Raw genomic sequence first — 26,292 nt, forward strand, 5'->3', positions numbered from 1 at the left:
TGCTTCTCTCGAAGCGACCTCTTAATCATAACATTTTCAGTTTGCTAGGTCAATACTTTTTTAAAAAATATTTTCGCTAGGCTTGCCTTTCTATTAAAAAGACAACAAAAATGATTATATCAGCATCATCACTATGTGTCAAAGCTTTTTTTCATTTCTTTATATAGTAAAAGCGCAGCCTGTTACAGCTGCGCTTTTGCGTTTATACTTCTTCCGTTTCTTCCGGCTCTTCTTCATTCTTTTCCACAAGCGCCACAGTGGCTACATGCTCTTGATCAGACATGCGGATCAGACGGACGCCTTGTGTTACGCGTCCCGTAGTGGAGATATCATTAATATCCATTCTGATTAACACGCCGCTTGCCGTAATAATCATTAAGTCCTCTTCGCCTTTTGTTGCTTTCACGGTTACTAACGGACCGTTGCTGTCAGTGATTTTACATGTTTTAAGGCCTTTTCCGCCCCGGCTTTGAACTCTGTATTCTGAAGCCGGTGTGCGTTTGCCGTAGCCGTTTTCTGTCACTATGAGGACATGGGAGTCTTCTTCAAGAATCTCCATGCCTACCACGACATCATCGTCTGTCAGCGTGATGCCTTTAACACCCGCAGCTGTGCGTCCCATTTGTCTTACATCTGCTTCAGGGAAACGGATCAGCAAACCGTTCTTCGTTCCGATGATGATTTGTTTCTTGCCGTCAGTCAGGCGGACGGCCATCAGTTCATCGTCTTCCCGGAGACCTAGGGCGATCAGCCCGTTATTCCGTATATTCGCAAACTGGGACAGTGCCGTACGTTTCGACACCCCTTGTTTGGTCGTAAAGAAGAGGTATTGCTCCTCATCAAACGTGCTGACCGGAATAATAGCATTAATCCATTCGCCTTTTTCAACCTCCAGAAGGTTAATAATCGGAATGCCTTTTGCCGTACGGCCGTATTCAGGGATTTCATATCCTTTAGAACGGTATACCTTCCCTTTATTAGAGAAGAACAGGATCGTATCGTGCGTTGATGTGGAAATTAAGTGTTCCACAAAGTCATCTTCATTCGTTCCCATTCCCTGTACGCCTTTTCCGCCCCGTTTTTGGCTGCGGTATGTGGACGCCGGGAGACGTTTAACATAGCCGTTATGGGTCAGTGTGATGACGATATTTTCTCTCTCGATAAGATCTTCATCTTCAATTGTTTCAAGACCGGACGTCACGATTTCAGTGCGTCTCTCATCATTGAAACGCTCTTTGATTTCATTGAGCTCTTCACGAATGATCTCAAGAACTCTTGCTTCATTGGCTAAAATATCTTTCAGCTCGGCGATAAGCGCAACAAGTGATTGATATTCCTCTTCAATCTTTTCGCGCTCCAGACCGGTTAATCGCTGAAGGCGCATATCCAGAATGGCTTGCGCTTGTTTTTCAGTCAGTGAGAATTGTTCGATCAAACCTGTTCTCGCAATTTCAGCCGTCTGGGAACTGCGGATAAGAGAAATAACGGCATCTAAATGATCGAGAGCAATTCTTAAACCTTCCAGAATGTGAGCTCTCGCTTCCGCTTTGCGGAGTTCGTAAGCCGTTCTGCGCCGGATCACAACCTTTTGGTGATCAAGATAATGCTCCAGACATTGTTTCAGGCTTAGTACCTTCGGCTGTCCGTCAACGAGCGCCAGCAGGTTGATTCCGAAAGACGTCTGCAGGGCCGTTTGTTTGTACAGGTTATTCAAAATGACGTGAGCATTGGCGTCACGGCGAATCTCAATGACGATTCTCATTCCGTTACGGTCGGATTCGTCACGCAGATCCGTAATTCCTTCGATTTTTTTGTCCCGGACAAGATCTGCGATTTTTTCAATTAATCTCGCTTTGTTCACCTGATAAGGAAGTTCCGTAACAATAATTCTTTCTTTTCCCGATGATGTCTCTTCGATTTCAGCCTTAGCCCGGATCGTAATGGATCCCCGTCCGGATTCATATGCCTTGCGGATGCCGCTCCGGCCCAAAATCTGACCTGCAGTCGGAAAATCCGGGCCCGGGATGTATTCCATCAGCTCCTGGTTTGTAATCTCAGGATTCTCACTTACGGCAAGCACGCCTTCAATGACTTCCCCAAGCTGATGCGGAGGAATATTTGTCGCCATTCCGACCGCGATACCGGCAGCTCCGTTGACGAGCAGATTCGGAAATCTCGAAGGCATGACGACAGGTTCTCTTTCTGCGCCGTCATAGTTATCTTGATAATCAATCGTATCTTTCGTAATGTCCCGGAGGATTTCCATTGCGATTTTTGACATTCTCGCTTCTGTGTAACGCATCGCGGCCGCTGAGTCGCCGTCAACCGAACCGAAGTTGCCGTGTCCGTCAACAAGCATGTAGCGGTAGTTAAAATCCTGCGCCATTCTGACCATTGATTCGTAAACCGCTGAGTCACCGTGCGGGTGGTACTTACCGATAACTTCACCGACGATACGGGCAGATTTTTTATATGGTTTGTCACTGGTCATGCCTAAATCATTCATCGCGTACAAAATCCGTCTGTGAACCGGCTTCAGACCGTCACGCACATCCGGAAGCGCCCGGGATACGATAACGCTCATTGCATAGTCCAGAAAGGATGTCCGCATTTCCTGACTGATATTGACTTCACGTACTTGTGGTGTGTTTTGTTCACTCATTAAAAAAACCTCCCTGAAGTATCACATGAAATAATGTGGGAGTAGATTGTCCATTATGATCTTCAATACGATTTCACTATTCTCCATTATATCAATAAACTTGTGTTTATACACATTAATTTAGTAGAATATACGGGTTTTGCGGGTTTTCAGAGGCTTTAGAAGCCGCTTTGAGAAAAAAGCCTTATTTCTTAACGAAAATAAGGCTTTCTTGGTTAAATATCAAGATTTTTTACGTATCTGGCGTTTGCTTCTATGAAGTTTCTCCGCGGTTCTACTTTGTCACCCATCAGCATTTCAAAAGTCTCGTCAGCGTCCATTGCATCTTCAAGATTGACTTGCAGAAGCGTTCTGGTCGCAGGGTCCATTGTCGTTTCCCAAAGCTGAGTCGCGTTCATTTCTCCAAGACCTTTATAACGCTGGAGGCCGGGCTTAGGTGATTGCGGAAGCTCTTTTAACAGCTCATCAAGCTGCTTATCGTTATAAGCGTATTCCACCCGTTTTCCCTGCTGCACTTTGTAAAGCGGCGGCTGGGCAATGTAGACATAGCCGTTTTCGATGATTTCCCGCATGTATCTGTAGAAGAACGTTAATAAAAGCGTTCTGATGTGGGCGCCGTCAACATCGGCATCCGTCATGATGACCACTTTATGATAACGCGCTTTTTCAAGATTAAAATCTTCTCCGATTCCTGTTCCGAGGGCCGTGATCATTGATCTGACCTCATTGTTTGAGAGAATCTTATCAAGTCTGGCTTTCTCAACGTTCAGAATCTTACCGCGCAGCGGCAGAATAGCTTGGAAATGACGGTCCCGTCCCTGTTTCGCTGATCCGCCCGCAGAGTCACCCTCTACGATATACAGCTCGGAAATGCTCGGATCTTTAGAAGAACAGTCCGCCAGTTTGCCCGGCAGATTGGAAATCTCAAGCGCACTTTTGCGGCGGGTCAATTCCCGCGCTTTTTTCGCTGCCATCCGCGCTCTTGCGGCCATTAAACCTTTTTCAACGATTTTGCGGGCTGAGTCCGGATTTTCAAGAAGGAATGTTTCCAGCGCAGAAGAAAACAGCGTATCAGTGATCGTTCTCGCTTCGGAGTTGCCGAGCTTGGTTTTCGTCTGCCCTTCGAATTGCGGATCAGGGTGCTTAATTGAAATAATGGCAGTCAGCCCTTCTCTCACATCATCCCCGCTTAAATTCGGATCATTTTCTTTGAAAATCCCTTTTCTTCTTGCATAGTCGTTTATGACACGGGTCAGACCGGTTTTAAATCCGGCTTCGTGCGTCCCGCCTTCGTATGTGTTGATATTATTCGTGAAAGAATAAATATTGCTTGTATAGCTGTCGTTGTATTGCAATGCAACTTCAACCGTTATGCCGTCTTTCTCGCCTTCGATATAAATCGGCTCTTCATGAACGACTTCTTTGGAACGGTTTAAGTACTCAACATAGCTTTTGATTCCGCCTTCGTAGTGGTACTCGTTTTTCCGTTCTTGTCCTTCACGTTTGTCTTCAATCGTGATGTTTACGCCTTTTGTCAGGAAGGCCAATTCCCGGACACGGTTTGAAAGCAGATCATAGTCGTATACGATTGTTTCTTTGAAGATTTCCGGATCCGGAACGAAGTGCGTAATCGTTCCGGTCTTATCAGTATCACCGATCACTTCAAGATCGGCCACAGGTACACCGCGCTCGTACGCCTGATAGTGGATTTTTCCGTCACGATGAACCGTAACGTCAAGAGTGGTCGACAAGGCGTTTACGACAGATGCCCCTACACCGTGAAGACCGCCGGATACTTTATATCCGCTTCCGTCAAATTTACCGCCGGCGTGGAGAACGGTCATGATGACTTCAACCGCAGGGCGGCCCATCTTCTCCTGGATACCGACCGGAATTCCGCGCCCGTTGTCCTTAACGGTAATGCTGTTATCTTTTTCAATCTCGATGTTAATATCTGTACAATAACCGGCCAGGGCTTCGTCAATACTGTTGTCGACGATTTCCCACACCAAGTGGTGAAGGCCTTTGCTGTTAGTTGATCCGATGTACATCCCCGGTCTCTTTCGAACAGCTTCCAAACCTTCTAATACCTGTATCTGATTCTCATCATAACTATTTTGCTGCTGTTCCATAGCCATGCACATTCACCTACACTTTTCTTAAACGATATATTCATTGTAAAGATCCGCTAAGAATCTATTTCTAACATAAATTGCGCACGTTTCTTCAGTGTGCCGGAAGATAAGGGAGAGTAATATATATTCTCAGTCGTGACTACGATAGACTTTGGCGTGCCGTTTACGGACGGCACTACTTTTTCTTTCTGTCTGTCCAGAAATTCTTCAACGATCGGCGATACATTGACCTTGCAGTCAAAAATGCCGACGATATCGCGTGTTGAAACGACAAAGTCGTCACCTAAATGAATATACAATCGCTCACCTCATTTCTTCACTTCACTAACGTACCGTTTTCCACACGGAACATTCCTGCTTGATGTAAGGTATCGTGGTCAATGCCATCCACGCTTGTCGTGGTGACAAATGTCTGCACACGGCCTTGGATCGTATGAAGCAAATGGGACTGTCGGTAATCATCCAGCTCGCTTAGTACATCATCCAAAAGTAAAATGGGGTATTCTCCGATTTCTTCATGAATCAAATCTATTTCGGCCAGCTTCAAAGACAAAGCCGTCGTACGCTGCTGTCCCTGTGAACCGTACGTCTGCACATCGCGTCCGTTCACATAAAAAAGGACATCATCCCGATGCGGTCCGAATAATGTGACGCCTCGTTCTATTTCTTTTTCTTTTAATTTCGAAAAAGACTCCTGGTAGCTGTTACCTATTTTCGACAAATCTTTGGGATCTGATACATCAAGCGCCGTGTGGTACTTAAGCGTCAGTTCTTCAAGTCCCCGGGAAATGCCGGAATGGATCGGCTGCGCCCATTTTTCAAGCTGCGCCGTAAACTGCAGACGTTTGGCGACAACTTTTGCGGCTGCTTCAATCAGCTGATCAGTGAGAACGTCAAGCATAGTCCGGTCAGTCTGTTTCCGGCTTTGCAGCTGTTTCAGAAAATGATTCCGCTGTGAAAGGATTTTTTGATAAAGAGATAAATCATACAGATAAACGGCAGAAACCTGCCCGATCTCCATATCGAGAAATCTCCTCCTCACCTGGGGGCTTCCTTTGACGAGATTTAAATCCTCAGGGGCAAACATAATGGTGTTCAGCGCTCCGACATACTGACTGAGTTTTTGCTGCTCTATATGATTGACCTTGCCCTTTTTACCTTTTTTGGAGATGACAAGCTGCATCGGGATATCCCCGTTTCGCTTCATCACTCTTCCTTCTATTTTAGCATAGTCTTCGTCCCACCGTATAAGTTCTTTGTCATTTGAGGTGCGGTGTGATTTTGCCATCGAAAGGACATAGATGGCTTCCATCAGATTGGTTTTGCCTTGGGCATTTTCCCCGATGATCACATTCACCTTGTTTTCGAATTGAAGCTCAGCGCGCTCATAATTACGGTAGGATGTTAATTCTAAATTTTGGATATACAACCGCTGTCACCCGCTTTAATTGACGACTTGAAATGAACCAAATCCTTCAATCGCGACCACGTCTCCAACGTAAAGCTTTCTGCCGCGGCGATTGTCAGGTTCATTGTTGACAGTCACCTCATGCTCGCTCAGAAACCACTTCGCCATGCCGCCGGACTGAATCACATCGGCTAATTTTAAAAACTGGCCAAGCGTAATCATTTCTGTATCAATCGAAATCGGATTTGCCATATTATCGACCTCTTTCAAATATCACTAATATCTAATTGTACTAAAAAATCCTGAAATAAGGAAAGGGAAAACTTGAGGGAGCGGCTGATGAATAGAAAAGCTGCCGAACTAAGCCGGCAGCACATTCTGTTTGATTAATACGTTCTGACCGGAAGGATGAGCTGAACGATGGTTTCATCATTCGGCGTACGGATAAGAAACGGTCTCATCGCTCCCGTAAAACTGATACGGATGTCCGCTCCTTCAAGTACTTTCAGTGCGTCCATCATATATTTTGGACTGAATGAAATATTTAATTCCTCGCCGTCAATCTGGTCAGCCAGCACAGCTTCGACCACTTTCCCGATTTCCGGAGAATTTGATGAAATCTCCAGCGAATCCGCCGGTTTGGCAGAAAGCTTTACAACGTTGTTGCGGCCTTCTCTCGCTAATAAAGAAGCACGGTCTATCGCCTGTAAAAATTCCTTCGTGTTCACGACGATTTCCGTTTTGCTTTCCTGCGGAATTAAGCTGGTCGTGTCCGGATAGTTTCCGTCAAGCAATCTTGAGAAGAACAATACGTTTTTCGCTTTGAACAGAACTTGAGTTTCTGTAATGACGATATCAACCAGTTCTTGGTTGTCATCAAGAATTTTGCTCAGCTCGGTTAAGCTTTTCCCAGGAATGACCACGTTATAAGAGCTGTCTTCCGGAATATCAAGCTTCGCCTTTCTTAAAGCGAGTCGGTGGCTATCCGTGGCAGTGCATAATAATTCACCGTTTTCGACTTTCCAGTTTACACCTGTCAAGATAGGGCGTGTTTCTGAGGCGGACACAGCGAACACGGTTTGGCGAATCAGGTTTTTCAAAAGATCCGTCGGAATCTGAATGGCGTGATGCTCTTCGATTTGCGGCAGATGCGGATATTCATCTGCATCAAGGCCGTTTAAATTAAATTCGGCTTTTCCGGAACGGATAATCGTTAAATATTGATTTTGAACTTCGATTTCAACAGTCGCCATCGGAAGTTTTTTAACGATTTCGCTGAAGAAACGGGCTTGCAGCACGATACTTCCCGGCTGATCGATCGTCACGATTTCTTTATCATCTTCTTCTTTCGGAATGAATGACTCGATTGAAATATCAGAGTCACTTCCTGTGAAAGATACTCCTTCATCTGAGGCGACGATCTTAATACCGGTGAGAATGGGAATTGTGGTTCTGGATGAAACGGCTTTTAGAACGTCTTGTACACTTTCGACTAAACGATCTTTTTGAATCGTAAATTTCATGTTTATCCTCCTAACGGATAATATAATTAATATATTTTAAAAATAGCAGTAGTAATAGTAGGGCCTGTGGATTTGTGGATAAGTTGTGAAAAAGACAGGAAACACAGCCTATCCACATGTGGACAGACTGTGTATGGCTATGAAAAAGTTATTCACACTTTCCCCGATTCATCCGAGGGCACTATTATTTAAGCAGTTCTTTTATTTCTTTCACCTGCTGCTGAAGCTGCTCGTCATCAATCAGCAGTTTTGAAATCTTTTCATGGGCGTGAATGACGGTTGTATGGTCTCTCCCGCCAAATTCTTCCCCGATTTTAGGCAAAGAAGAATCTGTCATTTCTCTTGAAAGATACATCGCAATTTGTCTTGGGAACGCCACGGATTTCGTGCGCTTTTTCGCTTTGAAATCTTCAAGCTTAATGTTGAACTGCTGTCCGACAATCCGCTGAATCTCTTTTATCGTAATGACCTTCGGCTTAGAAGACGGAATAATATCTTTCAATGCTTCTGCAGCCAGGTCTGCGTTAATGTCTTTATTGATTAAAGATGAATAGGCGACAACCCGGATTAATGCCCCTTCCAGTTCGCGGATGTTGCTGTCAATCTGATTCGCGATATAAAGCATGACCTCGTTCGGAATATCAAGGCCTTCCGCCTTCGCTTTTTTTCTCAGGATGGCAATCCGCGTTTCCAGATCCGGCGGTGTGATATCCGTAATCAATCCCCATTCGAACCGCGAACGCAGGCGGTCTTCAAGGGTCGGGATCTCTTTCGGCGGTCTGTCGCTGGAAATCACGATTTGTTTGCTTTCTTCATGAAGCGTGTTGAATGTATGGAAAAACTCTTCCTGTGTTTGTTCTTTTCCGGCTAAAAATTGAATATCATCTATCAAAAGTACATCAACGTTCCGGTAGCGGTTGCGGAAATCAACGGCTTTATTATCGCGGATTGAGTTGATGAATTCATTTGTGAATTTTTCAGAAGACAGGTACACCACTTTGGCTGAAGGATTATGATCAATGACATAATGGCCGATTGCGTGCATTAAGTGGGTTTTTCCTAAGCCGACTCCCCCGTATATAAATAAAGGGTTGTACGCTTTAGCGGGTGCTTCCGCCACAGCCAGTGATGCTGCATGGGCGAATCGGTTTCCCGATCCGATGACGAATGTGTCGAATGTATATTTCGGGTTGAGCATGCTTTGGGGAAAATCAGACGGTTCCTCTTTTGCCGCTTTTTTCACTTGCGGTTTCGGTAAAAAGTTTTCTTCGTCCTGATTTTGAGGAATGACAAATTTGACGCTCAACTCTTCCCCGGTTAATTCGTATATGGTATCTGCAATGAGATGTAAGTACCTGGACTCCAGCCAGTCTCTGGCAAATTCATTGGGAGCGGTGATGGTTAAGGTATCCCCTTGCAGCGAATGGGCTTTCGTCGACTTCATCCAAGTTTCGAAACTCGGTTTGCTTAGCTTTTTCTCAATTTGAGCTAGAGCTTGATTCCAAAGATCTAATATATTCTCCATTATCCGGCACAGCCCTCCTTTTCTTTAAAAATCAGCGCCCTTTCCCTGTTATAGAACACAAAAAAAGAGCATATGGCTCTGACCATTCGTACACACGAAATGTTGAAAACATATAGTATAGTAGAAAAACAGCTTTTCGACAAATTCCACAAGTTGTGGACAACAATCTACACAAGCTGTGTGAAAACAATCCACAACTTATCCACAGTTTGTGGATAAAGAGAATGGGCTGGATAAGTAATTAAGAGTTAAAACACAAATATAATATCAAATTAAGTGAGGACTTGCAATGGTTCTCGTAATCTTATCCACAAACCTGACAACTTGTTGAAAAATCTTTGTCCACAGGAGTTAGCAATGTGAAAATGTTGTCGATAACGACTGTGGATATTAAAAAAAGGCAAAAAAATTATCCACATGTCGTTTTTTCGGGGGAGCACGGCTTTTTTTTTTGCGTTAAAAAAAGGAATATGAAAAATAAGGTTTCTAAACTGGTTAAGGTATGTTATCCTATTATGGTTGTAAGAAATAAAAGCACTGCTGAAGTTGACAATGAATAGGCAGCACAAATATAATAAGTAAGACTGTCTTTAACAGCTATTCCTCGAGGGAGGTGTCATAAATGAAAAGAACATTCCAACCGAATAACCGTAAACGCAGTAAAGTTCATGGCTTCAGAAGCCGTATGAGTTCAAAAAACGGTCGTCTAGTATTAGCACGCCGTCGCCGCAAAGGCAGAAAAGTATTATCAGCTTAGGCCACTGAATAATGTCAGTGGTCTTTTTTCACATTAAGAGAGTGAGATGTCATGCGTCGCCCGGTACTGGAGAAATTTCTTCAGTATTCCGGCGGCCCGTTTTTTTTAGATAGAAATAAAAGTTTCTGCGAGTGAATATCGGAGTGAATTAAAGTGAAGAAGCGAAATCGGTTAAAGAAAAATGAAGATTTTCAAAAAGTGTTTAAACGCGGAACGTCTATGGCAAACCGCCAGTTCGTGCTGTATACGCTTGATCAGCCGAAACAGGAAGAGCTCCGGGTAGGGCTTTCTGTCAGTAAAAAAATCGGCAATGCCGTCGTGCGCAATCGGGTGAAGCGGTTAATCAGACAGGCTGTTCAGGAGGAAAAAGAGCTGCTCAAGCCGAAAGATTTTATTATTATCGCAAGAAAACCCGCCGGCGACCTCAGTTTTGAAGAAACGAAAAAGAGTCTGCAGCACTTATTCAGAAAAACCTCATTATATAAGAAATCTTCGTCAAAATAGCTCATATTTTGTTTTCTTCACGTTTTTAAAAGCGCTTCCTTTTATTTGGCGAAAAATGAACGCCATTTGAAACTGAAAGATGCTAAAATACATACAAGGTTCATAAAGATTGGTATAGGAGGAAACGTTCTTGAAAAGGAGAATATGGTTACTACTGAGTATGGTCGGTATGCTCGTGCTGCTGGCCGGGTGCTCGAGTGTGAAAGAGCCGATTACGGCGAATAGTCCGCATTTCTGGGACAAATATGTTGTGTATCCATTGTCAGAAGTCATTACGTACGTAGCGAAACTGACGGGCGATAACTATGGTTTATCGATCATCATCGTTACGATTTTAATTCGTCTGCTGATTCTGCCGCTGATGATCAAGCAGCTTCGAAGCTCAAAAGCGATGCAGGCGCTGCAGCCTGAAATGCAGAAGCTCAGAGAAAAATACAGCTCTAAAGATCAAAAAACGCAGCAGAAGCTTCAGCAGGAAACGATGGCCCTGTTTTCAAAGCACGGGGTAAACCCGCTGGCGGGATGTTTCCCGATCCTGATTCAAATGCCGATTTTGATCGGATTCTACCACGCCATTATGCGTACGCAAGCCATTTCACAGCACAGCTTTTTATGGTTTGATTTAGGAGAGAAGGATCCTTACTATATTCTTCCTATCGTTGCCGGTGTGGCCACTTTTGTCCAGCAGAAGCTGATGATGGCCGGAAATCCGACTCAGAATCCTCAAATGGCAATGATGGTATGGATTATGCCGATCATGATTATCGTATTTGCGATCAACTTCCCGAGCGCGCTTTCTCTGTATTGGGTAGTCGGAAACCTGTTTATGATTGCTCAGACATTCCTTATTAAAGGACCTGACATTAAACACGATCCGGAAACGCAGAAAGCGGGAGGAAAGAAAAAGTGAAGAAGGTGACTGCTGCGGGACGGAATGTCGAAGAAGCAGTTCAATCAGGCCTTCAGGAACTTCAACTGACGAAAGATCAAGTAGAAATAACGGTGGTGCAAGAAGAATACAAAGGGTTTTTGGGTATTTTCGGAAAAAAGAATGCGATCGTAGAACTGGAAGAGAAAAAAAATCCTGTTCATGAAGCGAAAGCGTATTTGGAAGAAATCATCCATTCCATTGCCGGACCTTCTGAGATTGTTACGGAAGAAAACAAGAAAACAGTCTGTTTTCACATTAAAGGTGAAAAAGCGGCGCTGCTTATTGGCAAAAGAGGACAAACACTCAATGCCCTGGAAACATTGACGCAGCTTGTTTTGAACCGCGGCTCCGGCCAGTATCGCCAAGCCGTTGTCGACGCTGAGAATTATCGGCGGAAAAGAAGAGAAATTCTGGAGCAGCTGGCAAACAGGCTGGCCAAGCAAGTGTCGAAAACGAAAAAAGATGTGCATTTAGAACCGATGCCGTCAGGTGAAAGAAAAATCATCCATGACGCGCTGTCAAAGCATCCAAATATCAAAACTTTTTCTACCGGTGAAGGCCGGTACCGCCATATCGTTATTTCCCATAAAGATAGCAGAAAACCGAAGTCCGGGTAAAATCGGAACTTCGGTTTTTTTATTGGTAAAAATGGCTCTATTCCTAAGCAGAATCGCATTTTTTGCGTTTAAGTTTTTTCTTTTTCGGTCTATGCTGTTGATAAAAAAGGTTTTAGGAAATAAAATTAATTGTTATTCACATGTGGATAAGTTAAAGTAATAAGGGATGAATTTCTGCCTTTGTGGATAACGTATCTTCCACTTCAAACCAAACTATGTTATCTTTTAATTTTGGCGTAAATAAAATTTTTTATATAGATGGAAACAGAGATAAAGAGAGGTGAACAGCATGGATACAATTGCAGCGATTTCAACTCCGATGGGTGAAGGCGCGATCGCGATCGTTCGGCTGAGCGGCCCGGAAGCCGTAAAGATCGCCGACAAAATGTACAAGGGTCCGAAAGGCAAAACGCTCAGTTCGGCAGAATCGCATACCATTCATTACGGGCATATCGCGGACAGCACGACGGGACGGATTATTGAGGAAGTCATGGTGTCTGTTTTAAGAGCGCCCAGAACATTCACAAGGGAAGATGTCATTGAAATCAACTGTCACGGGGGTATTGTGACGGTTAATCAGGTGCTCCAGCTTGCTTTAAGAGAAGGTGCGAGACTGGCAGAACCCGGTGAGTTTACGAAGCGTGCATTTTTAAACGGACGGATTGACCTATCACAGGCGGAAGCGGTGATGGATCTGATCAGGGCCAAAACGGACCGTGCCATGAATGTCGCCATGAACCAGATGGAAGGACGGCTTTCCGCGCTTGTCCGCCGTCTGCGTGATGAGTTGTTAGAAACACTTGCCCATGTTGAGGTTAATATAGATTATCCGGAATATGATGACGTCGAAGAAATGACGCATCAGCTTTTAGTGGAGAAGGCAAGCGGCGTGAAGAAAGAAATCGAGGCGCTGCTCCGTACGTCTGAGCAGGGGAAAATTTTGCGTGAGGGACTGTCTACCGTGATCATCGGCCGTCCGAACGTCGGAAAATCCTCTCTGCTTAACAGCCTTGTCCATGAAACGAAGGCGATCGTAACCGATATTCCGGGAACGACGCGTGATGTGATTGAGGAATATGTCAATGTCCGAGGCGTGCCGCTTCGGCTTGTCGATACCGCCGGAATCCGTGAGACAGAAGACATCGTCGAAAGAATCGGTGTGGAACGGTCACGGCAGGTTCTGAAGGAAGCGGATCTCATTTTGCTTGTGCTTAACCACAGCGAAGAGCTTTCTGAAGAAGATGTGAAATTGTTTGAAGCGGTTGAGGGAATGGACGTCATTGTCATTATGAATAAGACGGACCTTGAGGCTAAGATTGACGCTGAGCGCGTCAAGGAACTGGCGAAAGGCCGGCCTGTCGTCACGACCTCATTGCTGAAAGAAGAAGGCATTCAAGATTTAGAGGAAGCGATTCAGTCGCTATTTTATACAGGAGCGATCGAAAGCGGAGATCTCACCTATGTCAGCAACACCCGTCATATCTCGATACTGCATCAGGCAAAGCAAGCGATTGATGATGCGCTGAACGGAATTGAACAGGATGTTCCGATTGATATGGTCCAAATTGATTTGACAAGGTGCTGGGAGCTGCTGGGCGAAATCATCGGTGATGCCGTCCACGAAAGCTTAATTGATCAGCTCTTTTCACAATTTTGTTTAGGTAAATAAAAGGGAGGAAAAAACCATGGGGTATGAAGCAGGCCAATACGACGTGATTGTCATCGGCGCCGGGCATGCCGGTGTTGAGGCTGCCCTCGCATCCGCGCGCCAGGGAGCCAAAACGCTTGTTTTGACGATCAATCTTGATATGGTTGCGTTTATGCCATGTAATCCGTCTGTCGGCGGCCCCGCGAAAGGGATTGTCGTCCGCGAAATTGACGCGCTCGGCGGAGAAATGGCTAGAAATATAGATAAAACTCATATTCAAATGAGAATGCTGAATACAGGAAAAGGTCCGGCCGTACGTGCGCTGCGTGCGCAGGCGGATAAATTCCAATATCAGCACGAAATGAAGCATACGCTGGAAAAAACACCGAATTTGACACTTCTTCAAGGGATTGCCGAGCGTTTAATCATTGAAGACGGAGAGTGCCGCGGTGTCATTACGCAAACGGGTGCTGAATATAAGGCAAAAACGGTCGTGCTGACAACCGGAACGTATTTAAGAGGGCGGATCATTCTCGGTGATTTGTCTTACTCAAGCGGTCCGAATAACCAGCAGCCGTCTATTAAACTTTCTGAGCACTTAGAGGAGCTCGGTTTTGATCTCGTCCGTTTTAAAACGGGTACGCCTCCTCGTGTCTCAAGCGATTCCATTGATTACAGCAAAACAGAAATCCAGCCGGGGGACCCGGTTCCGCGCGCTTTCTCATATGAAACGGTTGAATACATTACCGATCAGCTGCCTTGCTGGCTGACTTACACGAGTCCTGAGACTCATGAGATCATCGACAGCAACCTGCATCGTTCGCCAATGTATTCCGGTATGATTAAAGGAACGGGACCGAGATACTGCCCTTCGATTGAAGATAAAGTCGTTCGGTTTAATGATAAACCGCGTCATCAGATTTTCCTTGAGCCGGAAGGCAGAAATACGCAGGAAGTATACGTTCAAGGTTTATCCACGAGTCTTCCTGAGGACGTGCAGCAGCGGATGCTGGCGACCATTCCGGGACTGGAAAAGGTGCAGATGATGAGAGCCGGATACGCGATTGAGTATGACGCGATTGTACCGACGCAGCTCTGGCCTACACTGGAGACGAAAAAAATCCCTAACCTGTACACAGCCGGTCAAATTAACGGTACATCAGGTTATGAGGAAGCAGCCGGGCAAGGAATTATGGCAGGGATCAACGCAGGCCGCAAAGCGCTTGGAAAAGAAGAAGTGATCCTCAGCCGTTCCGATGCTTATATCGGTGTATTGATTGATGATTTGGTAACGAAAGGAACCAATGAACCGTACCGTCTGCTGACTTCACGGGCGGAATACAGACTGCTGCTCCGCCACGACAACGCGGATCTTCGTCTGACGGAAATCGGCCACGATATCGGCTTAATTTCTGATGAGCGCTATGAAGCGTTTGAGAAGAAAAAAGCGGCGATCGAGGCGGAGAAAAAACGTCTCTGGTCTGTTATTATCAAGCCGTCTCCTGAGAATCAGGAATATATCCGTTCACTCGGCGGAAGCGAGCTGAAAGACGGAGTGCGCGGCACAGATTTAATGAAACGTCCGGAAATGAACTATGAAACAGTGACAAAACTTGCGCCTGCAGATTCTCCGGTTCCGCAAGATGTGGCGGAACAAGTGGAAATTCAGGTGAAATATGAAGGATATATCGAAAAATCCTTGCAGCAAGTGGAAAAGCTGAAGAAAATGGAAAACAAAAAAATCCCTGATCGGATTGATTATGACGCCATTAAAGGAATTGCTACTGAAGCCCGTCAAAAGCTGAAAGAAGTGCGTCCTTTATCAGTTGCTCAAGCGTCCCGTATTTCCGGCGTCAATCCGGCAGACATTTCAATCCTGCTGGTATACCTGGAGCAGGGCCGTATTGCCAAGGTAGCTGAATAGAAAGGATGACGGCATGAATATAGAGGAATTTACATCCAGTTTAGCGGAGAAAGGGATTTCCCTTTCTGACCGCCAGCTGGAGCAATTCGAGTTGTATTACCGGATGCTCGTGGAATGGAACGAAAAAATGAATCTGACATCCATCACTGAGAAAAAGGAAGTTTATCTCAAGCATTTTTATGATTCGATAACGGCAGCATTTTATATTGATTTTGAAAAGGTCACCACTCTTTGTGATGTCGGCGCCGGCGCCGGTTTTCCGAGCCTGCCCATCAAAATCTGCTTCCCGCATCTGCATGTCACCATCGTCGATTCACTGAATAAGCGGATTACGTTTTTGGAAACTCTCTCTGATGCTTTACAATTAGAGCATACGGCATTTGTCCATGACAGAGCGGAGACATTCGGACAGCGGAAAGACGTCCGGGAAAGCTTCGATCTCGTGACGGCCCGTGCGGTGGCGCGTCTGTCGGTCCTGAGTGAGCTTTGTCTGCCGCTGGCCAAGAAAAACGGCGTATTTGCGGCACTAAAAGCAGCAGCAGCTGATGAAGAGCTGAAAGCGGGGCAAAAGGCGATTAAAGTATTGGGAGGAGAGCTTGAACAAGTTCATTCCTTTACACTTCCAGTTGAAGAAAGTGAACGGAACATCATGATCATTCGCAAGACGAAAAGCACTCCGAAAAAATATCCGAGAAAACCGGGTACTCCAAATAAATCGCCAATTGAAGGGTAATTTAGACAGCCTGATGTGACAATTCCATCATATTTTCTGCAAAATTGATGAAGATACAGCAGGAAAAACCATGAGAAAATAGAATTATAAAAATGGCAGTTTTTAAAGGTGGTGTAGGTACATGAAGCATTCATTCTCTCGTTTCTTCGGGTTTGGTGAGAAGGAAGAGGAACCGGAGATAGCTGAGCATGATACAAACAAAGAAGAGATACTCGAAATACCGGTACATGCTATCGTTCCCAACCGTTTTCAGCCACGCACCATTTTCTCAGATGAAAAAATCAAAGAGTTAGCAATGACTATCCATACACACGGCATCATTCAGCCGATTGTTGTCAGACATACAGAAGATGAAGGACAATATGAGCTCATTGCGGGTGAAAGGCGCTGGAGAGCGGTACAGACGCTTGAATGGGAGAAGATTCCCGCAATTATTAAAGATTTTTCTGATACGGAAACAGCATCTGTCGCTTTGATTGAAAACCTGCAAAGGGAAGAATTGTCCTCCATTGAGGAAGCTCATGCGTACGCAAGGCTGTTAGAACTTCATGATTTAACACAGGAAGCCTTGGCGCAGCGCTTAGGAAAAGGCCAGTCAACGATTGCGAACAAGCTCCGATTGTTAAAGCTCCCGGAACCCGTCCAGGATGCGATTATGGAGAAAAAAATTACGGAACGTCATGCAAGAGCACTGATTCCGCTCAAACAGCCGGAGTTTCAGGTCACATTGCTTGCGGAAATCATTGAGAAAAGCTTAAACGTCAAGCAGACGGAAGACAGAGTGGTGAAAATGCTTGAACAGAATAAGCAGAAACCAAAGCCGAGACGCAAAGCGTTCAGCAGGGATACAAGAATTGCGATGAATACGATTCGTCAGTCACTGTCTATGGTAGAAGACAGCGGCGTCAGACTGAATACTGAAGAAGAAGAATTCGAAGAGTACATCCAGCTTACCATTCGGATACCTAAATAAAAACTCTCCTGATCAGCAGGGGAGTTTTTATTTTAATCAAAAAACTATTTTGAGATAATGATAGATTTATTGTGCACTATGTATTATATATGTAAAATTTTATCTTTTTGTGTCGTGAATTGTCTTTTTACAGTCAAAAAAGTCACTTTATCGGAGAACTTATATTAGAAAGTGTCTTTTTCGTTTACATTTTTTTCACTTGCTGATAAACAAATTATGAAAAAAATAAAACGCTTTACTCTTTTTTTGATAAGATAGAAACAAGACAGTACATGTTCATGTGAAGGTAGGTGACATCGTGGGAAAAATCATAGCAATTACGAACCAAAAAGGCGGAGTCGGGAAGACGACGACTTCTGTTAATCTGGGGGCTTGCTTGGCTTACATAGGTAAAAGGGTTCTTCTTGTTGATATTGATCCGCAGGGCAATGCAACGAGCGGATTAGGGATTGAAAAAGCCGATGTGGATCATTGTGTGTACGACATTTTAGTAGATGATGCAGATGTTACAGATATTATTAAACCGACTTCAGTAGAGAACTTAGATGTCATTCCGGCCACGATCCAGCTTGCGGGAGCGGAAATCGAATTGGTTCCGACGATCTCACGGGAGGTCAGGCTGAAAAGAGCATTAGAATCTGTGAAACAAAATTACGATTACATGATTATTGATTGTCCTCCGTCTCTCGGGTTATTAACGATTAATGCGCTTACCGCTTCAGATTCAGTCGTTATCCCGGTTCAGTGCGAATACTACGCTCTTGAAGGATTGAGTCAATTATTAAATACAGTTCGGCTTGTGCAAAAACATTTAAATACCGATTTAATGATAGAAGGAGTGCTTCTGACGATGCTTGATGCCAGAACGAATCTCGGCATTCAAGTGATAGAAGAGGTAAAGAAATACTTTAGAGATAAAGTGTATCAAACCATTATTCCTCGAAATGTCCGTTTAAGTGAGGCGCCGAGTCACGGCAAGCCGATCATATTATACGATCCGCGTTCGAGAGGTGCGGAAGTATATTTAGATTTAGCAAAGGAAGTGGCAGCGAATGGCTAAAGGCGGGCTCGGAAAAGGGATTAACGCGTTGTTTAATCAGGTTGATTTGTCTGAAGAGACAGTGGAAGAGATTAAAATCAGTGATTTACGCCCCAATCCTTATCAGCCAAGAAAACAATTTGACGATGAGTCATTAGCTGAACTGAAGGAATCCATCATTCAGCATGGCATTCTTCAGCCCATTATCGTGAGAAAATCATTGAAGGGCTATGATATTGTAGCCGGCGAACGCCGTTACCGCGCCGCAAAACTTGCCGGTAAAGAGACAGTGCCGGCTATCGTGCGGGATTTATCTGAATCGCTGATGCGGGAAATCGCTCTTTTGGAAAACCTTCAGCGTGAAGACTTATCACCGCTTGAAGAAGCTCTGGCATATGACTCACTGCTGAAGCATTTGGATTTAACCCAGGAACAGCTCGCTAAACGGCTCGGAAAAAGCAGGCCTCATATTGCCAACCATTTAAGACTGCTGACACTGCCGGAAAGCATCCAGAACCTCATTGCAGAAGGTACGTTATCCATGGGACACGGCAGAACCTTGCTTGGTTTGAAAAATAAAAACAAGCTTGAACCGCTTGTGAAGAAAGTGGTTGAAGAACAGCTGAACGTCCGTCAGCTTGAGCAGCTTATTCAGCAGTTAAACAACAATGTTCCACGTGAAACAAAGAAAAAAGAACCTGTCCAAGATGTTGTGTTAAAAGAGCGGGAATCGTATTTGCAAAATTACTTCGGAACAACAGTAAATATTAAGAGACAAAAGAAAAAAGGGAAGATTGAGATTGAGTTTTTCTCAAATGAAGATCTTGAACGTATCCTAGAACTATTGTCTGAAAGAGAAGCGTAAAAACCATCTTTTTAAAAAAAGATGGTTTTTTATATACGTCTTGTCAACTTATGAAACGGACTGAGCCGTTCCTGCCGGCCTTCTGATTTATCTGTCAGCTGTAACCCCTCTGCTAAAACATTTGCCATGCTCATAACAAGATGAAGCCTCGTATTCTGCAGGACAAAATACTCCATAAACCCGCTGACATTGACGATTCCATTGATATGGACGTCACCGATTTCAGGAAGATCTTTTTGAACACCTGCTCCGGGCTTCAGCGGCCCATCGCCGATTTGAAATGACCCTACGCTTTTGACGCGGCCTAAACAAGCATCAACCGCTATAATAAACGGATTTTTATGTAGATGTTGAATATCTTTCAGCTTGTCTTTCATATTGACGGCGTGAACAGGATCTGACAGCGTGCCGTAAACGTGCAATCTGCCTAAATTCATTTTTTCTAACTTTGTTCCTACGAGCGGACCTAATGAATCTCCGGTCGACCGATCTGTGCCGATACACACGGTGACTAACGGTCTGCCGGCTGCTTTACGTAAAGATGAAGTAAGGATCGCTTGTATTTGATTCGCAGCAGAAGAATCCGTATGAGATACATATTGTTTTGCCCGTTCTTGAGAAAAAAGCCCGCCTTTTCGATTCATAAGGTTCACTTCCTTGTCATGTCATACGAGTATTACATTGTTGTTTTTGGTGTTGTATGGTTGTTTACAGTATATCCAGCGCTTCCTTTTTTTATGCTTATGTCGTGATCAGCATGCCGGTTGTTTGAAAAGAGCGGGATAGAAAAAAGAACTCAGAGCAGTTATTCTCTAAGTTCATGAAAGAAATAAGACCATTTGATCTACGTCGACATATTGCTGATAATCTAATTTCAGCGCTCTTTTTTCTGTAGAGAAGAGGATAAATCCTAACTGAGCGTAGAGTTTTTTTGCGGGTTCATTTGTTGAAGTAACAGAGAGATGGAGCTGTTCTGTGTCCTTCATCTTTTTTGCTCGGCTGATGGCTTCCGTCATTAAAGCTTTTCCCGCGCCTGACCCTCGGTGTTTGGGGGAAATATACATAGAACCGATAACCGCAATGTGTCTTAGTTTAAACAGCGGATGCTTGGAGATCTTGAGGATTCCTATCAGTCTGTCTTGTTCAAAGGCGCCAAGCACGATGGCATTGTCGGCTTCAAGCCTGGCTTTAAATTTTTCGGACGGCCATTCTTTCTCCTCATCATAGCTGACGGCAAATGCGTCCGGGTGATCTTTTAAAGCTTTGAGCCTGATATCGGAATAAGGCTGGGTATCATTTGCGGTTAAACGCCTGATGTACATGGTTTGAGCTCCTTGCATAAGTGAATTTTTCTGAATAGTCAATCGTCGATATCATACCATATTTGTCCCATTTGTATGAATGATTGCCGCTGTCACTCAATATAGTAGCAATATGCGGAGATTATCTGAAATTTTATGAGGTGATGAGGGTGTGGAGAGCCGGGATGAAGTGGATGCTGCTCATATTAAGCAGCCAGATTGGGGCTGGATATGCAAGCGGGCAGGAAATATGGCAGTTTTTCGGTGTCGAAAGCGGACTGGCTATTGTATTGTTTACAGTCATGTTTACGATTTCGGCTTATATTGTGTTGAAGATCAGCTATCGGGTTCAATCAACGCACTTTTTACCTGTGCTTGAGCATCTGATGGGGCCGGCTCTTGCTAAAGTCTATGATGTGCTTATTATGTTTTATTTGTTTTCAATGACGATGGTTATGATTGCCGGCGGCGGTGTGACGCTGCAAATGTACAAGCTGCCATTTTGGATCGGTATTTTTCTTCTTTGCATTGTGACTGTCGGTTTATTCTTTTGGGATATAAAAGGAATACTATCTCTGAATAGTATTTTGATACCGATTCTTGTAGCGGGGCTGTTATATGCATTGGTCTTTTTTCAGACAACCCATCATTACACGTGGACGATAGATTTGACCCGCCAGTATAATTGGCCGGCAAGCATTACCTTCACGTCCTTAAACATCCTTTCTGTTGTCGCTGTTCTTTCTTCAATCGGAAAAGATATGAAGGGACTGGGAGAAGCGAAAATCGCAAGCGTTGCAAGCGGGCTGATTTTCGGTATGATTTCATTTGTTTACAATGAAACGCTTGTACAGCTTTCAGGCAGTCTTACACAATATGAGATTCCTCTTTTCGCCGTCCTTGAAGGCGCTCCTTATCCGTTATTTCTTTGTATGGCCGCCGTGCTTTTTTTAGCCATCTATACGACAACCGTGACCGGTCTGTTCGGGCTGTCCAGCCGCATGCTTGCATTTGTGAAATTGCCGAGATGGACGCTCGTATCTCTTCTTTTAGCTGTGATGGTGCCTTTTACGACAATCGGTTTTTCAGATTTGATCGCGATTTTATATCCCATTTACGGGCTTTTAAGTCTTTATTTGCTGGTATGTCTTCTTCTTTACCCTATTTTAGGGAGATGGAAAAAAGTATAATGCTCATTTTGAGTGCGGCCGTTGCTCTTATCCTGTCTTTTTTTGTACAATAAATAAAGCAGTCTATGGAGAGAGGTGAAGGGTCTTGGCGGATAAAGACTTTGGCCTGAATGATATTGTTGAAATGAAGAAACCGCATCCTTGCGGTGAAAACAGGTGGAAAATCATTCGGATGGGAATGGATATTCGGATCAAATGCACGGGTTGTTCCCACAGTGTTATGATTCCGAGAAGAGATTTTGAGAGAAAGCTGAAAAAAGTACTCGTCAAGCATGAGGAGCCTGCATCATAAGGGCTGGCGCTCATGCTTTTTCATATAGAGGAGAGGAAGAGGCCCGATGAGCAAAGTGCATCAGTCAGCGTGCCCGCTGAATTGCTGGGACAGCTGCGGCTTTTTGGTAACAGTTGAGGATGGAAAGGTGACGAAAGTAGACGGAGACCCGAATCATCCCATTACGGAAGGGAAAATTTGCGGCCGTGGCAGAATGCTGGAGGCGAAAACGAATGCGCCGGAACGGCTTCGTTTTCCTTTAAAAAAGATAGACGGCGAATTTGTCCGCATTTCCTGGGAGCAGGCGTTAGATGAAATTGCTGAAAAAATGGCGGTGATTAAGGAGACGTTGGGCACTGCCGCAGTGCTGCATAGTCATGATTACGCCAATAACGGTCTTTTGAAGGCGCTCGACCAGCGTTTTTTCAATGGATACGGCGGTGTGACGGAGATTGCGGGCAGCATTTGCTGGGGTTCCGGCATTGAAGCGCAGCGCTGGGATTTCGGGCGTTCTTACGGGCATGGACCGCTTGATATTTATCACAGCAAGCATGTGATCGTATGGGGCAGAAACGTGTCCCGGACGAATATGCACCTCTATCATCATCTGCAGCAGGTGAAGAAAAAAGGAGCGACACTGACGGTCATTGATCCTATTTTTAACCCGACTGCAAAGCTTGCCGATCGGTATATATCCGTTAAACCCGGCATGGATGGCTGGCTTGCGGCGGGTGTTTTAAAAGTATTATGCCAAACCGGCAGAACCGATTCCGATTTCATTCAAAGGCATTCGGTCGGTTTTGAAGAAATAGAAAAGCTTCTGCAGACGATTTCTATTGAGGAGATCATTGAGAAAACAGAAACGTCTTTAGAAGTGATTGAATATCTTGCTGATTTATATGCTGACGGTCCCGCCTCCACTTTTATGGGTCTTGGGATGCAGAGATATAAAAACGGGGGCGGGACGATACGGTGGATTGACGCTTTAGCTGCGGCGAGCGGAAATGTCGGTATCAAAGGCGGCGGCGCAAACTTCGGAAATGTGCAAGTCGGTGAAAGCTTTGCAAAGGCTGAGCTCACCCGTCCTGATCTGAAGAAAAGTTCGAGAACGTTTTCGATGATGACTCAAGCCGAAGAGGCGCTGAATGCAGCCGATCCGCCGATTGAGATGATCATCGTGACGTGCGGCAATCCGCTGACACAGGTGCCGAATATAAAAAAAGTGAAGGAAGCATTTGAAAAAACACCGGTCACAGTGGCCATTGATTCTGTCATGACCGATACGGCGAAGCTCTGTGACTATGTGCTGCCGACGGCCGTTGTTTTCGAAGAGGAAGATATTTATTATTCCAGCATGTATCATCACTATGTTCAATATGGCAAGAAGCTTGCGGAACCGCAGGGAGAGGCAAAATCAGACCGCTGGATCTGGACGGAACTCGCAAAGCGTCTCGGATTCGGGGAGCTCTTTGATTACAGTACGGAAGATTTCTTAAAAATGGGGCTCTCTTCTTTGGAGAAAGAAGGAATCACCCTTGAGCAATTAAAGGAAAAAGGACATATGCCGCTTCCGGTCAAACAGGTTCCGTGGAGTGATTTTCAATTTTTAACCCCGAGCGGAAAATTTGAATTCGTCTCGTCACTGGCAGAAGAGAAAGGATACAGCGGCCTCCCTCAATTGGAAGTGCCGGAGGAGTCTGTTTATCATGACGCCGGACTGGCGGGGAAATATCCGTATACGCTGCTGTCCATTCACCCGCAGCGCTCCAATCATTCACAGCACGTGCCGTTTATTGAAAAGCTTCAGCAGATTCAGGTGGATCTGTCGCCGGATATCGCCGAGGAGCTTTCACTTCAAGACGGAGATACGGCAGAGGTATACAATGACCGCGGCCGTCTGCGCGGCAGGGTGAAAATCATGAAGCAGGCTCACCCGAAGACGGTGAATATAGATGAAGGCATGTGGGCGGCATTCGGAGGCTCCGTCAACATGCTCACAAAGGATTCAAATTCTGATAATGGAATGGGAAGTACGCTTTTTGACTGTCTGGTAGCGGTTAAAAAAGGATAATCTAAGGAGAGAGAGGGCGGGAAATGCTTTTTTCTCAGCTTGTCTTTTCCTATGAACCTCCTTATAATTGCTCTAGGTTACAATACGTTTATACGATGATGGTTTGATATAGAGGAGATGAAAGAATGGCTTTAACTGCTGGAATTGTCGGTTTGCCGAATGTCGGAAAATCGACGTTATTTAATGCAATTACCCAGGCTGGTGCCGAATCAGCCAACTACCCGTTCTGTACAATTGATCCGAACGTGGGAATCGTGGAAGTGCCGGATGAACGTCTACAAAAGCTGACTGAATTGGTGAACCCGAAAAAAACGGTGCCGACTGCGTTTGAATTCACTGATATCGCGGGGATCGTAAAAGGCGCATCAAAAGGTGAAGGACTCGGAAATAAGTTTCTTTCTCATATCCGTCAGGTTGATGCGATCTGCCACGTTGTACGCGCATTCGCTGATGACAATATTACGCACGTGTCAGGGAAAGTCGATCCGATTGACGATATTGAAACGATCAATCTTGAATTGATTCTTGCCGACATGGAGACAGTCGAAAAACGCATCACGCGTGTAAGCAAGCTTGCTAAGCAAAAAGACAAAGAAGCGGTTTTTGAATTTGACATTCTGTCTAAATTAAAAGAAGCTTTCGAACAAGAAAAGCCTGCCCGTTCCGTTGAATTTACGGAAGAACAGCAAAAGCTTGTGAAGCAGCTTCATTTGCTTACGTCAAAACCTGTGCTTTATGTAGCAAATGTAAGCGAGGATGAAGTGGCTGATCCTTCAGATAATGAATATGTTGCGAAAATCCGGGAGTACGCCGCGGGTGAAAACGCCGAAGTTATCGTCGTCTGTGCGAAAATTGAGTCTGAAATTGCTGAATTGGAAGGCGAAGAAAAGCAAATGTTCCTTGAGGAGCTCGGCATTGAAGAATCAGGTCTTGATCAGCTGATTAAAGCGTCATACTCTCTTCTCGGCCTTGCGACATACTTTACGGCGGGCGAACAGGAAGTGCGCGCATGGACATTCAGAAAAGGCATGAAAGCTCCTGAGTGTGCGGGTATCATCCACACTGATTTTGAACGCGGCTTTATCCGCGCTGAAACGGTTGCTTATGAAGACCTTTTGGCAGGCGGCGGAATGTCCGGAGCGAAAGAAGCCGGAAAAGTGCGTCTGGAAGGTAAGGAATATGTAGTCCAAGACGGAGATGTCATTCATTTCCGATTTAATGTATAGGACACAGTTGTAAAGGGACAAGAGCTTTGGTATAATATAAACTTGTGAGTAATAGAATTATTGCTCCTTGCCCATTATAGGGCCGCTTAGACCAAAAGGAGGTGCAAACAGATGAAAAAGTACGAAGTTATGTACATTATCCGTCCGAACATTGACGAAGAGTCAAAGAAGGCAGTTATCGAGCGTTTCAACAACGTATTGACTTCTAACGGAGCGGAGATCACTGGAACAAAAGATTGGGGTAAACGTCGTCTTGCTTACGAAATCAACGATTTCCGTGACGGTTTCTACCAAATCTTAAACGTTCAGTCTGAAGCTGCAGCGGTTGCTGAATTCGACCGTTTAGCTAAGATCAGTGACGATATCATTCGCCACATCGTTGTTAAAGAAGAAGAATAAGCAATTTGAAATATATAATGTTAAAAGGTGGTCTTTCATATGCTTAACCGAGTTGTATTAGTCGGAAGACTGACAAAAGACCCAGAGCTTCGTTATACGCCAAGCGGTGCGGCTGTCGCCACGTTTACTCTTGCTGTGAATCGTACATTCACGAACCAGTCCGGAGAACGTGAAGCCGATTTCATTAATTGTGTCACTTGGAGAAGACAAGCCGAAAACGTTGCAAACTTTCTTAAAAAAGGAAGCCTTGCCGGCGTAGACGGCCGACTCCAGACAAGAAATTATGAAAACCAGCAGGGACAGCGTGTCTTCGTGACAGAAGTCCAAGCTGAAAGTGTTCAATTTCTTGAGCCTAAAAACAGCGGCGGTTCTGGATCAGGCGGATACAACGAAGGAAACAGCGGCGGAGGCCAATACTTTGGCGGAGGCCAAAATGATAATCCGTTCGGCGGAAATCAGAATAACCAGAGACGAAATCAAGGGAACAGCTTTAATGATGATCCATTTGCCAACGACGGCAAGCCGATTGACATCTCGGATGATGATCTTCCGTTCTAATAGATTATCGCTATATTCATAACGAGAAAGGT

25 protein-coding genes are annotated in these 26,292 nt (G+C 44.8%); 16 read left to right on the forward strand and 9 right to left on the reverse strand.

Translation table 11 applies throughout. From position 1 onward, the window contains the following. Window positions 1-202: 202 nt before the first annotated feature. The 7 genes from gyrA to dnaA all read right to left on the reverse strand — a co-directional run bounded on the left by gyrA (window position 203) and on the right by dnaA (window position 9,253). Window positions 203-2,662, reverse strand: coding sequence for a DNA gyrase subunit A (gyrA, locus tag NQS30_RS17030; protein WP_025284070.1), 2,460 nt, complete (start codon window positions 2,660-2,662; stop codon window positions 203-205). Window positions 2,663-2,877: 215 nt separating this feature from the next. Continuing rightward, window positions 2,878-4,794, reverse strand: coding sequence for a DNA topoisomerase (ATP-hydrolyzing) subunit B (gyrB, locus tag NQS30_RS17035; RefSeq protein WP_011996153.1), 1,917 nt, complete (start codon window positions 4,792-4,794; stop codon window positions 2,878-2,880). A 56-nt stretch (window positions 4,795-4,850) separates the two neighbouring features. Next, window positions 4,851-5,096 (reverse strand): extracellular matrix regulator RemB, encoded by a 246-nt coding sequence (remB, locus tag NQS30_RS17040; protein ID WP_004392908.1) that lies wholly within the window; start codon window positions 5,094-5,096, stop codon window positions 4,851-4,853. Window positions 5,097-5,113: 17 nt separating this feature from the next. Then, window positions 5,114-6,226, reverse strand: coding sequence for a DNA replication/repair protein RecF (gene recF / locus NQS30_RS17045; protein WP_007409910.1), 1,113 nt, complete (start codon window positions 6,224-6,226; stop codon window positions 5,114-5,116). Window positions 6,227-6,241: 15 nt separating this feature from the next. After that, on the reverse strand, window positions 6,242-6,457 hold the full coding sequence (gene rlbA, locus NQS30_RS17050; protein ID WP_004392910.1) for a ribosome maturation protein RlbA: 216 nt from the start codon (window positions 6,455-6,457) through the stop codon (window positions 6,242-6,244). Window positions 6,458-6,591: 134 nt separating this feature from the next. Then, window positions 6,592-7,728, reverse strand: a complete 1,137-nt coding sequence (dnaN, locus tag NQS30_RS17055) for a DNA polymerase III subunit beta (RefSeq protein ID WP_014416704.1) — start codon at window positions 7,726-7,728, stop codon at window positions 6,592-6,594. Between the two features lie 184 nt (window positions 7,729-7,912). Then, window positions 7,913-9,253: a chromosomal replication initiator protein DnaA gene (gene dnaA, locus NQS30_RS17060; protein WP_007409908.1), complete on the reverse strand. Its 1,341-nt coding sequence runs from the start codon at window positions 9,251-9,253 to the stop codon at window positions 7,913-7,915. Window positions 9,254-9,875: 622 nt separating this feature from the next. Between dnaA and rpmH the strand changes: the two genes are divergently transcribed. From rpmH to NQS30_RS17110, 10 genes are all read left to right on the forward strand, one after another. Next, the gene (gene rpmH / locus NQS30_RS17065; RefSeq protein WP_003178075.1) at window positions 9,876-10,010 is read left to right on the forward strand and encodes a 50S ribosomal protein L34; all 135 of its coding nucleotides are present in this window, start codon (window positions 9,876-9,878) and stop codon (window positions 10,008-10,010) included. A gap of 153 nt (window positions 10,011-10,163) precedes the next feature. Next, window positions 10,164-10,514 carry a ribonuclease P protein component gene (gene rnpA / locus NQS30_RS17070; RefSeq protein WP_004392944.1) on the forward strand — a complete coding sequence of 117 codons (351 nt, stop codon included), beginning with the start codon at window positions 10,164-10,166 and terminating at the stop codon, window positions 10,512-10,514. Window positions 10,515-10,674: 160 nt separating this feature from the next. Then, on the forward strand, window positions 10,675-11,424 hold the full coding sequence (gene spoIIIJ / locus NQS30_RS17075; RefSeq protein WP_007409906.1) for a YidC family membrane integrase SpoIIIJ: 750 nt from the start codon (window positions 10,675-10,677) through the stop codon (window positions 11,422-11,424). After that, window positions 11,421-12,062 (forward strand): RNA-binding cell elongation regulator Jag/EloR, encoded by a 642-nt coding sequence (gene jag, locus NQS30_RS17080; RefSeq protein ID WP_124692624.1) that lies wholly within the window; start codon window positions 11,421-11,423, stop codon window positions 12,060-12,062. Before spoIIIJ ends, jag begins: the two co-directional genes overlap by 4 nt. A gap of 289 nt (window positions 12,063-12,351) precedes the next feature. Next, entirely contained in the window at window positions 12,352-13,731 is a 1,380-nt protein-coding gene (gene mnmE / locus NQS30_RS17085; RefSeq protein WP_007409903.1) for a tRNA uridine-5-carboxymethylaminomethyl(34) synthesis GTPase MnmE, read from the forward strand. 16 nt (window positions 13,732-13,747) lie between these two features. Then, window positions 13,748-15,634 (forward strand): tRNA uridine-5-carboxymethylaminomethyl(34) synthesis enzyme MnmG, encoded by a 1,887-nt coding sequence (gene mnmG, locus NQS30_RS17090; RefSeq protein ID WP_007615086.1) that lies wholly within the window; start codon window positions 13,748-13,750, stop codon window positions 15,632-15,634. A 13-nt stretch (window positions 15,635-15,647) separates the two neighbouring features. After that, window positions 15,648-16,367 carry a 16S rRNA (guanine(527)-N(7))-methyltransferase RsmG gene (gene rsmG, locus NQS30_RS17095; RefSeq protein WP_072589789.1) on the forward strand — a complete coding sequence of 240 codons (720 nt, stop codon included), beginning with the start codon at window positions 15,648-15,650 and terminating at the stop codon, window positions 16,365-16,367. 121 nt (window positions 16,368-16,488) lie between these two features. Next, complete coding sequence (gene noc, locus NQS30_RS17100; RefSeq protein ID WP_007409900.1) at window positions 16,489-17,340, forward strand: nucleoid occlusion protein; 852 nt, start codon at window positions 16,489-16,491, stop codon at window positions 17,338-17,340. Window positions 17,341-17,638: 298 nt separating this feature from the next. Beyond that, complete coding sequence (gene soj / locus NQS30_RS17105; protein WP_007409899.1) at window positions 17,639-18,400, forward strand: sporulation initiation inhibitor protein Soj; 762 nt, start codon at window positions 17,639-17,641, stop codon at window positions 18,398-18,400. Beyond that, the gene (locus tag NQS30_RS17110; RefSeq protein WP_004392966.1) at window positions 18,393-19,244 is read left to right on the forward strand and encodes a ParB/RepB/Spo0J family partition protein; all 852 of its coding nucleotides are present in this window, start codon (window positions 18,393-18,395) and stop codon (window positions 19,242-19,244) included. Before soj ends, NQS30_RS17110 begins: the two co-directional genes overlap by 8 nt. A gap of 29 nt (window positions 19,245-19,273) precedes the next feature. On the opposite strand, the gene yyaC is transcribed toward NQS30_RS17110, so the two are convergent. Both yyaC and NQS30_RS17120 read right to left on the reverse strand, forming a co-directional pair. After that, window positions 19,274-19,888, reverse strand: coding sequence for a spore protease YyaC (yyaC, locus tag NQS30_RS17115; RefSeq protein WP_004392969.1), 615 nt, complete (start codon window positions 19,886-19,888; stop codon window positions 19,274-19,276). 174 nt (window positions 19,889-20,062) lie between these two features. Further along, window positions 20,063-20,566, reverse strand: coding sequence for a GNAT family N-acetyltransferase (locus NQS30_RS17120; protein WP_043020837.1), 504 nt, complete (start codon window positions 20,564-20,566; stop codon window positions 20,063-20,065). 143 nt (window positions 20,567-20,709) lie between these two features. Here NQS30_RS17120 and NQS30_RS17125 point away from each other — a divergent pair, with 143 nt between their 5' ends. The 6 genes from NQS30_RS17125 (at window position 20,710) to ssbA (ending at window position 26,260) form a co-directional block, all read left to right on the forward strand. Continuing rightward, a complete protein-coding gene (locus NQS30_RS17125; RefSeq protein WP_088005468.1) occupies window positions 20,710-21,735 on the forward strand; it encodes a YkvI family membrane protein in 1,026 nt (341 codons plus the stop codon). 85 nt (window positions 21,736-21,820) lie between these two features. After that, window positions 21,821-22,027: a DUF951 domain-containing protein gene (locus NQS30_RS17130; protein ID WP_012118942.1), complete on the forward strand. Its 207-nt coding sequence runs from the start codon at window positions 21,821-21,823 to the stop codon at window positions 22,025-22,027. A gap of 46 nt (window positions 22,028-22,073) precedes the next feature. Continuing rightward, window positions 22,074-24,077: a molybdopterin-dependent oxidoreductase gene (locus NQS30_RS17135; RefSeq protein ID WP_167340974.1), complete on the forward strand. Its 2,004-nt coding sequence runs from the start codon at window positions 22,074-22,076 to the stop codon at window positions 24,075-24,077. Between the two features lie 125 nt (window positions 24,078-24,202). Then, the gene (gene ychF, locus NQS30_RS17140; RefSeq protein WP_004392975.1) at window positions 24,203-25,303 is read left to right on the forward strand and encodes a redox-regulated ATPase YchF; all 1,101 of its coding nucleotides are present in this window, start codon (window positions 24,203-24,205) and stop codon (window positions 25,301-25,303) included. A 111-nt stretch (window positions 25,304-25,414) separates the two neighbouring features. Next, window positions 25,415-25,702, forward strand: coding sequence for a 30S ribosomal protein S6 (rpsF, locus tag NQS30_RS17145; RefSeq protein ID WP_004392977.1), 288 nt, complete (start codon window positions 25,415-25,417; stop codon window positions 25,700-25,702). 39 nt (window positions 25,703-25,741) lie between these two features. After that, entirely contained in the window at window positions 25,742-26,260 is a 519-nt protein-coding gene (gene ssbA / locus NQS30_RS17150) for a single-stranded DNA-binding protein SsbA (RefSeq protein ID WP_004392979.1), read from the forward strand. Window positions 26,261-26,292: the final 32 nt, after the last annotated feature.

Source organism: Bacillus sp. B1(2022) (assembly GCF_040259625.1).
GTDB lineage: Bacteria > Bacillota > Bacilli > Bacillales > Bacillaceae > Bacillus > Bacillus velezensis.

Excerpts from the sequence above, each read along its gene's own strand:
- mnmG (WP_007615086.1), top strand. The coding sequence starts at position 13,748 with ATGGGGTATGAAGCAGGCCAATACGACGTGATTGTCATCGGCGCCGGG.
- rsmG (WP_072589789.1), top strand. The coding sequence starts at position 15,648 with ATGAATATAGAGGAATTTACATCCAGTTTAGCGGAGAAAGGGATTTCC.
- NQS30_RS17135 (WP_167340974.1), top strand. The coding sequence starts at position 22,074 with ATGAGCAAAGTGCATCAGTCAGCGTGCCCGCTGAATTGCTGGGACAGC.
- spoIIIJ (WP_007409906.1), top strand. The coding sequence starts at position 10,675 with ATGGTCGGTATGCTCGTGCTGCTGGCCGGGTGCTCGAGTGTGAAAGAG.
- mnmE (WP_007409903.1), top strand. The coding sequence starts at position 12,352 with ATGGATACAATTGCAGCGATTTCAACTCCGATGGGTGAAGGCGCGATC.
- dnaN (WP_014416704.1), bottom strand. The coding sequence starts at position 7,728 with ATGAAATTTACGATTCAAAAAGATCGTTTAGTCGAAAGTGTACAAGAC.
- NQS30_RS17125 (WP_088005468.1), top strand. The coding sequence starts at position 20,710 with ATGAGGGTGTGGAGAGCCGGGATGAAGTGGATGCTGCTCATATTAAGC.
- noc (WP_007409900.1), top strand. The coding sequence starts at position 16,489 with ATGAAGCATTCATTCTCTCGTTTCTTCGGGTTTGGTGAGAAGGAAGAG.
- ychF (WP_004392975.1), top strand. The coding sequence starts at position 24,203 with ATGGCTTTAACTGCTGGAATTGTCGGTTTGCCGAATGTCGGAAAATCG.
- rlbA (WP_004392910.1), bottom strand. The coding sequence starts at position 6,457 with ATGGCAAATCCGATTTCGATTGATACAGAAATGATTACGCTTGGCCAG.
- rpsF (WP_004392977.1), top strand. The coding sequence starts at position 25,415 with ATGAAAAAGTACGAAGTTATGTACATTATCCGTCCGAACATTGACGAA.
- gyrA (WP_025284070.1), bottom strand. The coding sequence starts at position 2,662 with ATGAGTGAACAAAACACACCACAAGTACGTGAAGTCAATATCAGTCAG.
- NQS30_RS17120 (WP_043020837.1), bottom strand. The coding sequence starts at position 20,566 with ATGTACATCAGGCGTTTAACCGCAAATGATACCCAGCCTTATTCCGAT.
- ssbA (WP_004392979.1), top strand. The coding sequence starts at position 25,742 with ATGCTTAACCGAGTTGTATTAGTCGGAAGACTGACAAAAGACCCAGAG.
- yyaC (WP_004392969.1), bottom strand. The coding sequence starts at position 19,888 with ATGAATCGAAAAGGCGGGCTTTTTTCTCAAGAACGGGCAAAACAATAT.
- rpmH (WP_003178075.1), top strand. The coding sequence starts at position 9,876 with ATGAAAAGAACATTCCAACCGAATAACCGTAAACGCAGTAAAGTTCAT.
- gyrB (WP_011996153.1), bottom strand. The coding sequence starts at position 4,794 with ATGGAACAGCAGCAAAATAGTTATGATGAGAATCAGATACAGGTATTA.
- dnaA (WP_007409908.1), bottom strand. The coding sequence starts at position 9,253 with ATGGAGAATATATTAGATCTTTGGAATCAAGCTCTAGCTCAAATTGAG.
- NQS30_RS17110 (WP_004392966.1), top strand. The coding sequence starts at position 18,393 with ATGGCTAAAGGCGGGCTCGGAAAAGGGATTAACGCGTTGTTTAATCAG.